This is a genomic window from Phenylobacterium sp. (assembly GCF_030693625.1).
Lineage (GTDB): Bacteria > Pseudomonadota > Alphaproteobacteria > Caulobacterales > Caulobacteraceae > Phenylobacterium > Phenylobacterium ferrooxidans.
The window spans coordinates 34,995-46,751 of record NZ_JAUYAF010000019.1; the positions used below are offsets into that span (position 1 = coordinate 34,995).

The 11,757-nt window shown below is 66.1% G+C and carries 13 protein-coding genes; 1 reads left to right on the top strand and 12 read right to left on the bottom strand.

What is annotated here, in order from left to right:
* Position 1 precedes the first annotated feature (1 nt).
* Positions 2 to 943 carry a hypothetical protein gene (locus Q8N10_RS03290; RefSeq protein WP_304777966.1) on the bottom strand — a complete coding sequence of 314 codons (942 nt, stop codon included), beginning with the start codon at positions 941 to 943 and terminating at the stop codon, positions 2 to 4.
* Complete coding sequence (locus Q8N10_RS03295) at positions 943 to 5,586, bottom strand: hypothetical protein (RefSeq protein WP_304777968.1); 4,644 nt, start codon at positions 5,584 to 5,586, stop codon at positions 943 to 945. The genes Q8N10_RS03290 and Q8N10_RS03295 overlap by 1 nt, the downstream gene beginning before the upstream one ends.
* 43 nt (positions 5,587 to 5,629) lie before the next feature.
* Here Q8N10_RS03295 and Q8N10_RS03300 point away from each other — a divergent pair, with 43 nt between their 5' ends.
* Positions 5,630 to 5,875 carry a hypothetical protein gene (locus Q8N10_RS03300; protein WP_304777970.1) on the top strand — a complete coding sequence of 82 codons (246 nt, stop codon included), beginning with the start codon at positions 5,630 to 5,632 and terminating at the stop codon, positions 5,873 to 5,875.
* Positions 5,876 to 6,319: 444 nt separating this feature from the next.
* Here Q8N10_RS03300 and Q8N10_RS03305 read toward each other — a convergent pair whose 3' ends face one another.
* From Q8N10_RS03305 to Q8N10_RS03350, 10 genes are all read right to left on the bottom strand, one after another.
* On the bottom strand, positions 6,320 to 6,751 hold the full coding sequence (locus tag Q8N10_RS03305) for a hypothetical protein (RefSeq protein WP_304777972.1): 432 nt from the start codon (positions 6,749 to 6,751) through the stop codon (positions 6,320 to 6,322).
* A gap of 80 nt (positions 6,752 to 6,831) precedes the next feature.
* Positions 6,832 to 7,248 (bottom strand): hypothetical protein, encoded by a 417-nt coding sequence (locus Q8N10_RS03310; RefSeq protein WP_304777974.1) that lies wholly within the window; start codon positions 7,246 to 7,248, stop codon positions 6,832 to 6,834.
* 134 nt (positions 7,249 to 7,382) lie between these two features.
* Positions 7,383 to 8,237, bottom strand: a complete 855-nt coding sequence (locus Q8N10_RS03315) for a hypothetical protein (RefSeq protein WP_304777976.1) — start codon at positions 8,235 to 8,237, stop codon at positions 7,383 to 7,385.
* Positions 8,234 to 8,656 (bottom strand): phage tail terminator-like protein, encoded by a 423-nt coding sequence (locus tag Q8N10_RS03320; RefSeq protein WP_304777978.1) that lies wholly within the window; start codon positions 8,654 to 8,656, stop codon positions 8,234 to 8,236. Before Q8N10_RS03320 ends, Q8N10_RS03315 begins: the two co-directional genes overlap by 4 nt.
* Positions 8,653 to 9,081 (bottom strand): hypothetical protein, encoded by a 429-nt coding sequence (locus Q8N10_RS03325; protein WP_304777981.1) that lies wholly within the window; start codon positions 9,079 to 9,081, stop codon positions 8,653 to 8,655. The genes Q8N10_RS03320 and Q8N10_RS03325 overlap by 4 nt, the downstream gene beginning before the upstream one ends.
* Positions 9,081 to 9,470, bottom strand: a complete 390-nt coding sequence (locus Q8N10_RS03330; protein WP_304777983.1) for a hypothetical protein — start codon at positions 9,468 to 9,470, stop codon at positions 9,081 to 9,083. The genes Q8N10_RS03325 and Q8N10_RS03330 overlap by 1 nt, the downstream gene beginning before the upstream one ends.
* The gene (locus Q8N10_RS03335) at positions 9,463 to 9,783 is read right to left on the bottom strand and encodes a hypothetical protein (protein ID WP_305663864.1); all 321 of its coding nucleotides are present in this window, start codon (positions 9,781 to 9,783) and stop codon (positions 9,463 to 9,465) included. Before Q8N10_RS03335 ends, Q8N10_RS03330 begins: the two co-directional genes overlap by 8 nt.
* Positions 9,784 to 9,883: 100 nt before the next feature.
* Positions 9,884 to 10,189, bottom strand: coding sequence for a Rho termination factor N-terminal domain-containing protein (locus Q8N10_RS03340; protein WP_304777987.1), 306 nt, complete (start codon positions 10,187 to 10,189; stop codon positions 9,884 to 9,886).
* A gap of 48 nt (positions 10,190 to 10,237) precedes the next feature.
* Positions 10,238 to 11,284 carry a major capsid protein gene (locus Q8N10_RS03345; RefSeq protein ID WP_304777989.1) on the bottom strand — a complete coding sequence of 349 codons (1,047 nt, stop codon included), beginning with the start codon at positions 11,282 to 11,284 and terminating at the stop codon, positions 10,238 to 10,240.
* A gap of 11 nt (positions 11,285 to 11,295) precedes the next feature.
* The gene (locus Q8N10_RS03350) at positions 11,296 to 11,754 is read right to left on the bottom strand and encodes a hypothetical protein (protein WP_304777991.1); all 459 of its coding nucleotides are present in this window, start codon (positions 11,752 to 11,754) and stop codon (positions 11,296 to 11,298) included.
* Between the last annotated feature and the right edge of the window lie 3 nt (positions 11,755 to 11,757).

An 11,757-nucleotide genomic window follows, 5' to 3' on the forward strand; every position in this document is an offset into this window, starting at 1 on the left:
GTTAGACCTCTCTGATGTCGATTTGTTGGACCAGCTGGCCCGCCTCGTTCAGGCGCATGGTCCAGCGGGTGTAGGGGCCGACGATCAGCAGCGGCTCGAAGTTGCCGTCGGTCTCGTCACTGATGCCCGTCCACAGAGCCGGCACGGCGTTCAGTTCTTCGAGGGTGCGAAGCAGCTTCCGGCTGCGGCTCTTGTCGGTCCATACTTCCTGGCTGGTCTTCGGGATCGTGCGGCGAGGGGTCAGGACGCTATCGCCCCAGGTATTGAAACCGATGGTGGAGAAGTTCTGACTGTCGCGCTCGGGGTTGACCTCGACCTCACCAATATCGACGTAGCGCCCTAGGATGAGCCCTCCGATGCTGACGTCGCCCCCGCCGCGCGTGAGGGTGATCGTGATCACCGCATCTGAGAACATTGGGATGTCGTAGCGGACGACGCTGGGGACTTGCTCGAATGGGATGGTGTAGAAATCGAGCCAGCCGAACACGTCGCGCGTTTGGAGCCCGATGATCTCGCTCTTGACCGTCCCGCCGCCAGAAACGCTGGTGGCCGTGATCTCCACCTGGTCAGCGATCATTTTGACCAGGCCCAGAGCATTGACCCGCTGGCCCGGCGTCACGACGATAGTCAGTGGCGAAGCGCCCGTGGTCACAGTGTCGCGGAGCTGATCGAACATCCGCCAGCGGTTCGACGGCCCCACGGACAGCCAATAGTCATTACTGGCCGCTTTGGCTGTCGGGAGTGCGTTGCCGGAATTGCCGGCCGATGCGCTCTCCCACGTCCAGTGAAGGGTGGTCGAGATGGCCCGGTCGCCCTTGGCATAGGTTGCGCCGCCGTCGTAGGCGGTTTCATCAGGCGAGGGTTCGGCCACAGTCGTCGACGTGAGCAATCCAGACGCCGCGCTAATCTCAATCGGGCGGGTCACGCGCATGGGGTCAGTCATCAGGCGACCTCAGCCAGCGGAACGGTCACCATATTGTCGCCATCACGGGTCACTCGGGTCAGGGTGTTGGCTGTGGATTCGGAGGACTTCGCGGTCTTGCCGGTGTTCTCGGCGGTCTTGGCCGTGTCGCCGCGGAGACTGGCAACCTCGGCACGGAGCGCCCGAAGTTCCGCGACCATCTCGGCCATGCTGTCTTTGCGGCTGATGTTCACATGCTCGCCGCCGTTGCCCAGGAAGCCCACGGGCACGGTGTCGCCATAGGCGGGGCCGGAGATGTCGAAACTGCCACCGGTGGCGAACTTGTACTTGGCGCGCAGGGCCTCAGGATCGCCGTCGTAGCCGAGCCGGCGCATGGTGGCGAAGGGGTTGGCGCCGACGTAGCGGTCGAAGGTGGCGCTATCGATGCCACCGTTGCTTGACAGGTAGAGGGCCTTGGCCGCGGCGACGTCGGCGTTGTCGTTGGCGCCGATGGTCACGCCCGCGACCTTGCTGGCCTGGAGCGCGGCTTGAGCGGCGGCGTCGGCCTGCGACTTGCTGGCGTTGGCGCGAGCAAGTTCCGCCAGGGCCGCGCTCATGCTCATCACTGCGTCGCGCACGGAAAGCACGCTGGCGTTGACGGTGAGCAGTCCCGAGACGGAGGCGTCGAGGGCCGCGAGTTGGGCCTCGGCCACACCCACCTGGGCATCGGCGACCACGGCGGCGGCCTCAGTCAGCTTGCGGACCCTGGCGACTTCGCGGGCATAGTCGACCTGGGTGCGCGAGGTGTCCTTCGCGACGGCAAGGGCCGCATCGCCCATGCCGGTGATCTCGCTGGCCGCCTTCAGGTCGCCGCCCTGCACCTGGCGGACCAGGCGCTCCAGCTCGGCCATCATCAGCGTCTGGCGCTGCGAGAGGTCAGCCCCGCCGGCCTCTGAGTAAGCGACGGCGCGGCTCCACTGGCGCAGGCTGTCGCTGACCCCACGGGCCTCATCGCGCATTGCGACCAGGGCACCGCGTTCGCGCTTGTAGACTTCGGTGAGCGTGGCCTCGGCTTCAGCCCTGACGTTCTCGGCCGCAGCCACCCGGGCGTTGGCGTCAGTCACCGCGTCCAGTGCCGATTGCAGGCCACGCAGGCTGGGGTCCAGACCGGACAAGGTGGCGCCGCGCTGGCGGGCCATGACTTCGGATGTCCGGCCCATCGCGGTGAGGAGCTGGTCTTCAAGGTCCGTGCGCTGGCGCAACATCTCGGCGGCCTTAGCGTTGGCGGCTTCCAGCGCGGCAGCGTTGGCGGCAATGACCTTGGCTTCATCCTCGCGGGCCCAGATGATCGCCTTCAGACCCTGGGACACCTCGTCGAGCCCCGCGAGTTCATCGCGACGGGTCGCCAGCAGGACCACGTTCGTGCCCAGGACCGCATCGTCCATGGCTTGGAGTTGGCGCATGAGGCCGACCTGCGTGGCCTGGATCGCCATGGCCTTTTCAGCCGCCTCTGCGGCCGCAGCGGCTCGCGCTGCTTCCGTGTCCACCAGCTGCTCCGCCTGGCCCACGAACCGCGCCAGCACTTCGTCGATCTGGAGCCGTTCAAGGGTGGTCAGCTGATCAGTGATCGTCGCGAACTGTTCGGCGGTCAGATAGCCGGCGGTGGCGAGTTCACCGTAGGCGATGCGCTGGGCCGAGATGCTGTCCTGGACGCCCTTCAGGTCGTAGGCCTTGGGGTCGGTCAGCCGCAGGATCTCGTCGGCAAGGGTGCCGCTGATCTTCTGGGCCTGCTCGAACGCGCCCAGCACATTGGCGAGCTCGTCCAGCCCCTTGCCCGCGGCGAGGGTGCTTTCGACCAGTTTTCGCTGAGCGTCTGACTGATAGGTCGCGCTTTCGAGAATGCCCTGGAGGGCGGCGTCCACCGCTGCTGCGCTGTCCCCAACCGCGCTGGTGAGGGTCTGACCGTTCGACAGGTAGATTTGGCTCAGGTCGCGGGTGCCAATCACCAAGCCGCTGACCGTGGCGCCAAGCTCGATCCCAGAGGCCTTCAGCATCTGCTGGGCCTTCATGATGGCGTCGGCCGCCGACTTCACCGCGCCTTCGGTCTCTTCTGTTCGAGACTTGCCGGTGAACTCGCCGGTCGCGAGGTTGTATCCCGCCCCCGCGTTGCTGGGCTTGCCGCCGACGTTGAAGATTTTCGCGGCGGCGTAGAGGGCGCCGGCGGCGAGAGCGATAGGTCCGAGCACGCCAGCGAGGGCCATCAGACCGTTCGCCACGCCCGCACCCAGCGCGCCGCCACCCAGCAGGGTGCCAAGGCTGCCGGCCGCGGCAACCCCGCCCGAGCCCGCGAGCCAGCTGCCCGCCGCCATACCCATGCCAGCGATGCTGAGACCGCCACCGATGGCATTGCCGGTCTTGCCGCCAACCATCTGAGCAGCAGCCGAACCGGCCGTCATCATGCCGCCGCCGAAGCTGCCGCCCTTGGAAGCGTCGAAGGCCGCGCGAACGGTCTGGATGGTCTGGAGAAGGCTGTTCAGAGCGCCCCGGAAATCACCTCGCCCAAAGGCCGACTTGAAGTTTCCAACGGCGTCGGCGGCTTCCGAGATCGCGTCAATCAGCAGGCTCTGCTGGCTCGCCTGTTCGGTCTGGAGGGTGTGGATTTCGTCCAGCACATCAAGCCGCTGTTTCGCAAGCTCCACCTCTTGGACGGTGTAGCCGCCGAGGACGCCGCGCTGGACCTTTTCTTCAAGGCCCATTCGCTCTTGCTCCTGGTGGAGCCGGAGAATGTCGAGATCGACCTGCGCGCGGGCGTAGGTAGAGCGGCTGAGGTCCGCCTGGTGGCCAAGAAGCTCGGCTTGGAGACCCACCTCCCCCATGCGGATGTCATGGGCTTGGCGCGCAAGCTCAGCGTCCCGCTGGCGGTCGATTCCGTGCGCCTTCAGGTCCTCGATGCGGGCGTAGGTGAGCTTCAGGCCTTCCAGCAGCGCGATTTGCTCAGCCGCCTCGGTGTTGGCCTTGTCGTCGCGGATCTTCGCGATGCGGCCATCGAGTTCGGCGATCTTTTCAAGGTGGCCGGCTTGGAGGATTTGCTTTTCCAGCTTGGCCCGCTCGGTGACATCGGTCACGAGCGCCAGCCGCGCCTGTAGTTCCTCTTGCTGCGCTTGGGCGATGAGGCGGGCGATCTCCGAGTTGCGCTCGTCGGTGACGTCGCGGGGGGGCGAGGCGCCCTTGGGTGCGTTGCCTGCATCCTTGAGCACCTGGGCCTGCGCCCGCCTTAGGGCCTCCGCCCCGATCTCTCCGATGATGGCGCGCCCCCCAGACTGGAAGGCGGCCCGATCCGTCGCAAAATCACGCTGGAAGCCGGCCGCCACGTCCGCCCCGCCGAACTTCGCAGGGTCGTACCTAGGCAGCTTCATCTCAGGCAGTTGGATCTGAGCTTTGCCGCCAGTGATCTGCGACCACGCAGCCTGAAACTTGTTCACCAGCTTGATGTTGCCGTTGATGAACCATTCCAGGGAACGGTTCATGGCGTTCACGGTGTTGGCCATGATCACGCCCAGAGCGCTGGGAAGGTTGCTCCAGTTCGAGACGATGGTTTTGTAGCTGGCGGTGAAGAACGCCATCATGCTCGTGGTCGCCTCGAAGGCGCCCGACGTCATGGCGTTGAGCGTGAGGTTCCACTGCTCGCCCATCCACTTCAGGACGCCGCCGACCCACGTATCCATGATGTGTCGGCCCAGGACCGTGAAGGTGGCCATCATCGTGTCGCCGAAGGTGACCGTCTTGTCCTTGACCCGATCGAGCTGGTCTTCGGTGAGCCCCAGTCCCTTGGTGATGTCGTCGGGATAGCCCTTCGAGAGTTCGCGGTGCAGCAACCCGAAGCCGGCGGCCACGGCCCCGACCGCGAGGGCGATGGGCGCCAGGATGGCGAGAACCGGGCCGAGGAAAGCCCCCATCTGCGCGAAGGCGGCGCCCACGCCCACACCCTGGACCTTCATCATGCCCAGGGTGTCGGCAATCTGTGGCCCCTGCATCACGAGGATCATGAGGGGATTTGTCATCATAGCCGCTTGGACACCGACGTCGGCGAACTGCCGTGACAGGTCCACGCCGGCGCGCATGGCGGCGCGCGACGAGCCGACCGTCTTGGCTTGAGCGCCATCCAGCGCGCCAAGACGCGACGTCAGGACGGAGATCGCCGCGGCGTGCTCCTTGGCGTCGATAGCCCCCATGTTGTGGAGACGGTTGGCCTCAGCCATCTCTGCGTTGGTCCGCGAGACCGCGGCCCCGAGGGGGTCCACGGACAGGCGGAGCGCATCCACCGCGGCCGCGGTCTTGGCCAGGTCGCGCTCATATGCCTTGGACGCCTGGGCAAGCTCTCGCATGGCCGCCGCTTCAAGCTGACGCTGGGCGCGCACCTGGGCCGACGCGCGCCCGGCGCTCTGCGTGGCGCGCTCCACCGCCCCCTCCGACTGAGCAAGGGACATGTTGGCCTGCGTCGTTCGTTCAGCCGCCCCGGCCGCCCCTCGCTGGCCTTCGCTCACACGGTCAGTGGCGAGCCTGACCCGCTTGGCGACGGCCTCAAGCTTTTCACTTTTCGCGATCAGTCCATCCATCCGCTGTTCGGCGGTCATGGCGCTGTCGGATTTGAACTCGAAAACCAGAGTGGCGACGTCGACGGTCACGGTGCGCCTCCCTGGCTTCTCGTGTTAGGGTTTTCGGATGGACTTGAAGGACGAAGTTGAGGCGGCTCACGGCGTCGCCATCGCGCAGACGGCGCTTTTCGCGGCCCTGATCGGCATCTTGCGATCGCAGGGCATCCTCACCCGAGAGTTGGAGAACGTCATGTTCGACGCCGCCATCACTCAGGTGGAGACTGCCCCCGGGATCGACCCGCCGCTCGCCTTGCGCGCTCGGCAGGTTCTTGAGGTGATCGCTTCGGAGTTGGCCGGCCCCCCGCAGGGGCAGGACTAGGATTCTCCGAAGGCGCTTCCTCGTACGGCGCCATCATGAAGTTGATCATGTTCATGATGGCGGCGGCGGCTGCCTTGCGCGCGACGCCGGCTGGGGGTGGCCGGTTCGGGTCCACCGCCGCGTGTAGCTCTCCAAGATAGGCGTCGGACATTCTGCGAAGAGTGGTGGCCTCCCAGGCGTTCAGCGCGACGCCGGTCGAGTGGCGATAGGCCAGGAGTTCCTGGTACGTGACCACCTCACCCCCCGTGCTCGGGCCGATCTTGTAGAGAAAGTCGACGAGGTGCCGCCCGAAGTCCGTCGGCGGAAGATCAAGCTCAGGTCGTTCTCGGCCGGCCTCCTCGTCCGCCAAGAAGATTTCGCCGCGGGTCTTCTTCGACTTCTCAGGCCTGGCGGCGAGCCAGGCCTGTTGCCGGACGTGGAGAACAAGCTGGTCGGCGCAGCTCGTCAGAAATTTGACCAGTCACCCATCTCAAGGTTCACCTGCTCGGTGAGCCAGTTGCGCTTGGGGTCGGAGTAGCAGGCCCGGAAAGTCTCGCGGTCCTTGGGATCGCCGCCGCCATAGGTGAAGTTGTTGAAGGAGATGGTGCAGGCCGACAGGAAGCTGGCGATGCGCGCCTTCTTCTGCGCCTGGGTCTCCCGCGATTTGCCGCGGTGGAACGACAGTCCGAACGATTTTTCGCTCTGCGCCTGCGCGGCCTCGAACTCCTGCGAGCCCGGCCCATAGACGGTTACGGACATGGGCTTCTTGACCGTCTTCTTGCCGCCCTCCCCGTCGTCGACTTCGACGTCCACGAGGAAAGGTTCGCCGGTCTTGGGATGGTTCAGGGTGACGTCCGTGGTGTCCGAGACATCGAAGGTCGCAACATCAAAGGTCATTGCTCGGTCTTTCCGAAAAAGCAGCTCACGGCGCGACCGGAGCCTTAAGTTGGTTGGGAAAAGTCTCTGTGTCGCCCCGCTTAGGCGGGGATCGCCCGGACCAAGGTTCCGGACTTGACGGCCAGGGTCGGCGCCGAGCCGACGATGGTGTCGACGCCGCCGATGTTCGTCGGCAGCGCGGTCACCTGAGCCTGGAAGTTGATGATGGTGCCGTCCTGCAGGGTCCACTTGAACGAATAGTGGTCGTCGTCGTCCAACGCGGTTTGCAGCAGGGCTTGCCCGGCGTCCCCCGGCGCATAGGCCATCTGGGGCGTTTGCGTGCCGTCGTTGAAGCTGCCCTTGAGCTGGACCTGCGCCCGGGTCTTGAGCGGGTTGTGCGTGACCAGGTTGTAGGTCCGGCCAATCCCGCCGCCGCCGTCGGTCACTTCACCGATCTCGGTCCAGGAGAGGGCCGCATAGGCGGTCTTGGTCAGAGTAGCTGGGAGCGCCGCGGACATGTGGAGCGTGGCTCCAGCGGCGGTAAAAGCTTCAGTTGCCCCGGGCATGGTGGTCTCCTGGTTTCGGGGTGGAGGTTCACGGAGCGCGGGGCGCTACGTGCTACGCGCCGATGATCGGCGAGGTGGGGGGCGGCCTAGCCTTCGTCGGCAGGCGCGACGGGTGCGGGCGTAGGAGCGGCGCGCGCGGCGCGGGCCTTGGGCTTCGCGGCGGCCTTGGGCCGAGCGGTGCGGGTCGCAGGCTTCGCGGCGTCGTCACCGCCGCTCAGCTTGAGATCGCCGCCGATGAACTTGGGCTGGTTGGGGTCGATCTCGGCGTCCACGGATTCACCGGGCGCCAGCCGCTGCAGCTGCAGTTGGCCGCGCTCGTCCTTCGCCCAGAACTTGGCGGACGACTTGCCGGTGTTGGTGATGGTGTGCATTTCCGCGATCCTCGCGTGTTGCGGGGCGGTGGACCCCAGGGGTTTGATGTTCTCGACGGCCCCGACCCACTCCGGCGAGGGCTTGCCAAACAGCCCCGCGGTCCAGCCGCCCATGCTGCGGATCCTGCCGCCGAACTCACGCAGGGCCGCTTCGAAGCCCCAGCGGTAGTCACCCGTCCCAGCCCATGAGCCAGGGTTGATGAAGTGGCCGGCCTCGCTGTCCATCGGGATGCCGCACAGGATGATCGCGGTGGCGCCCACCTCTGTCAGAGCGCATTGGGCCGCATAGAGGCCCGAGGAGCCGTTCCAGCGGTCGCGGACCTGTTCCGCCCATGGACAGAGCCCAAGGCCGGCAGGGACGAAGTAGCGGGCCGCAGCGGGGCCTTTGCGCTCGGAGCGCCAGCGACCAAGGCATTCCGGGTGCTCAGTCGCCCAAGCGTCGAGCTTTCCGGGCCAGTGGATGCCGGCAAGGTTGGCGGCGACGACCATGTGGCGGCGGCCGATCAGTGCGGCGGCGGCTCTGACTTCCTCGAAGACCGAGGGGGCGCCGCCGAGGATGAGGGCGATCATCTGTCGGCAAAGCGGACGCGGACAATGGTCACGTCCCGATCGCCCTGGGGCGGCCCACGGGTGATGGCGGGCGCCCGGGTGATCTTCACGGTCTGGCCGCCGGTCTTCTGTTTCCATGTGCGGGGGAAAAGGGCCTTGATGGCCTCAGCTCTGGCGTTGGGAGCGCCGATGCCACTGGCCCGCACCTGCGCAACCGGCCACATCAGTCGGACTTGAAATGTGCCGCCCAGCATATCCGTGCGCGCCAACCCGATAGGCACGGCCGAGGCAAACCGCGTCTCGACCTCCTGATACGGGATTGTCCCGTTCGGCTCGCGACCATCAGCGAAGCCCTTGCCCTCGAAAGCAGTCCACTCCGCCCAGCCGAGTGTGAGCAGCCGCGTCTGCAGGATGCCCCGCATGGCCTGTTCGCTGCTCATCCGGCGATCCTCCGCGCAACAGCGGCGGCCATGGGGCTGAACTCTTGGGCAGACCACATGATGCCGACCGGCGCCTGGCTGCTGTGTCCCGCCTCAATGGCTCCCGCATGGGGCGCGTTGTTAGAGAGATAGAGCATCGTGCCGGCGGGGTGTTCGGGCATCCGATCCGGTTGATGCACCGCCCTGTGGTTGGTTTCCTGCGTCGTCTCGCTGGAGGGCGATCCCACGCTGAGGAACCAGGACGATTGCAGGTTGCCCGGGCGGTAGTCGGCCGGCGGCGGCGACTTCCAGAGTTCGGGCTGACCGTAGGGCGTCCAATCGGAGACGAGTTGGCCGCTGAACTGCAGAAAGGTCTCGCGGACGATGTCGTCCGCCTTCCCCATCGCCTTAGCCTTAAATGCCCGAACGCTGTCAGCGAGGGACATCAGCGGCGCAGGCGCAGTTCGTACAGGAGCGGAACATCGGCGGGCTGCGTCGTGTCGACGGCCTTCACCGTGTGGGTTTTGCCGTTGAGCGTGACCGTCCAGGCGTCCGCCTCGGGCGTCGGCAACGCGGCGCCCGCTTCGGTCAGGGTCGACAGCATGAAGCGGACATCTCCCGCGGCCACGACGCCGCTTGAGATGCTGAAGGCGGAGTAAGCCTCTCCTTGCACGCCGTAGGCATGATGGGTCTGAGGCGGACTGGCCCCCGATGTGGTGTCCGAAGCGGTATCGAACGTGCCGTTGGTGGCCGGCTGCAGCAAGGCGACCAGCTGGCCGGCCTCGCGCATGCCCGCGTCGATGTCCCGCGCCGCCGCCGCCCAATCCTCAGACACCGACAGACCTCAGCATGAACTGAGGCGCGTCACGGTCGCCGATGTAGGGGGCGAACATTGCCTCGATCAGAGTGGACGCAGGCGAGGCCGCATAGGACGCCGAGGCGTCGCCTATGACCGTCCACTTGATGCTTCCCGCCCCGGTGAGCACCTTTTGCTCAGCAGGGGTGTAAGTCCTGGCGAAGAACCCGGGCGTGGCGAGTTCGAGGCTCGCAGCCTCGTAGGTGGCCGGCTCAACGACGGAGAGGGTGTCGTCATAGCCCGGCAGCAGGTTGGCCACGTAGCGATAGAGGATGTGGTCGGAGGCGCGCATGAGCGCAGCCCCCGCCACGGTGTCGTTAGCGGCGGTCGGGGCGTTGTTGCCCCGCGCCGTCGCGTAGGCTCGCCATGCTGTCAGGGAGCCGTACACCGGCTTAGGCCTTGCCGGCCTTCATGAGGGCCGCGACTATGTCGCCCTTGGCGCTGGCGCCCTTTAGATCGACCTTCAGGTCGTCGGCCAGCTTCTTAAGCTCGTCGACGGTCATGGCTTCGAGCTCGGCCTTGGCGGGATCCACAGGCTCGGGATTGACGACGGCCACCTTACCCTTGCCGCCCTCGGTCAGGACCGTGTAGCGGCCGGCCCAGCCCGTGGGTTCTTCCTTGACGTCGAACTCGGTCCCGATAGCGATCTCGTCGCCATTTTGGCCGTAGATGCCGCCGCCAGTGATTTGGATTTTCATGTCTTTTGCTCCCGGATAGCGGCCCCGCCCGAAGGCGAGGCCAGCCCCTTAGACGTCGGTGCTGTAGAAGACGCCGGACTTGCCGTTGGCGTCCGCGCGGATCTCGATGCCCATCGCGCCCATGACCAGGAATTGGTAGTTGTCGGTCGGGTTTTGACGGGTCTTGGCCGTGGTGTTCACAGCCATGCCGATCAGCGGCCGGATGTAGTCGGCCTTCGGCACGAAGCCGAAGAACTGGTTACCGGTCAGCTTGAACGTCGCCTCGATCTTGCCGATGCGGCGGTTGGTCAGCAGGTATTCCCGCAGGGAGCCGCCCTTGAACCCGGCCGAGCCCGAATAGGACCGGTCCAGGTTGCGGGCGATCTGCGGCGAGACGTAGATGTTCACCTTGCCTGCGATCAGGTTGGCGTCGAGCACCGCCCCGAAGGTCTGGGTGAAGAACGCGTCGATTGCGTCCGACGTGGTCGACGTGGAGTCCAGGTCGATGTTGGCGCCGCCGGTCGGGCCGAGGTTGATCGCCTTCGAAAGCGTCGAGGTGCGGATACCCGCAGCCGCGTAGCCTTGGAAGACGATGCCGGCGTCACCGTCCAGCGCGTAGTCGGCCATGTTCGAACGCAGCTTGGCGGTGATCGCCTCCTGATCGTCAGCGAGAGCATCGAAGTTCTCGGACTGCAGGGTGTTCCACTCCCGCCACTCCCGGCCGTAGCCGGAGGCGAAGATCGGAACCGGCGCGCCGCGATAGTCGTAGGCCACCTTATCCAGGGCGACCGGGACTTGGCCGCTCATGGACCGGACCACCAGGCCGGCGTCACCGGACACGCGGGTCAGATGGACAAGCTTGCCGATGTTGACGGCCTTCGCGAGCGGCATCAGGTCGGCCATGAAGGCGGACCCTTCATCGTCTCGCATGACGCGGCGAGTGATGCCGTCCAAGTCCATCCAGGCGTCGCGGGGCAGGATAGCGCCCGAGTTGCCGTGGAAGGACGCGAGGTGGCTTTCGGACTGGTGGAAGTACTCCCGGTCCGCGCAGAGGTCGCCCCACCAGGCCGCGTGCGGCCGGGAGTTGGCGATGAGCTGATCGTCGAAATAGCGCATGTTCGCCCTCCTTAGGCGGCGGACAGGTAGGATTGGCTGCCGGCCGCGCGAACGCGGAGGAGCTGCTCAGACCCGGTGTTGTTGTTGTAGACCTCCTCCGAGTACGCCACGACGAGGTCGGACGTGGAGGCGATGGCGAGGGTGCCGGTGGCGCCAGGCGTCAGCGGAGTGCCGATGGCCGTGATGTTCACGCCGTTGGCGATGCGGGCCGCGTAGAGTTGATCGGCCATCATCTCCATGCCGATCGCGGTGCTGTCGGCCGCCCAGTCATCGTCCACGCCCTTCTGGGCGAGGTAGTTGTCCTGGATCAGCCAGATCTTCCCGACAGTCGTGGCCGCGGCGAGCGCGAACTTGCCCGACGTGATGACGGCGATGCGGCCGGGCTTGAGGGCGGCTGCGGCGAGGAGTTCCCGCACCTGAGGCGTCGCCTCGGTGAAAGGGCCCATGTAGATCTTGTTGAAGCGAGCCATGAT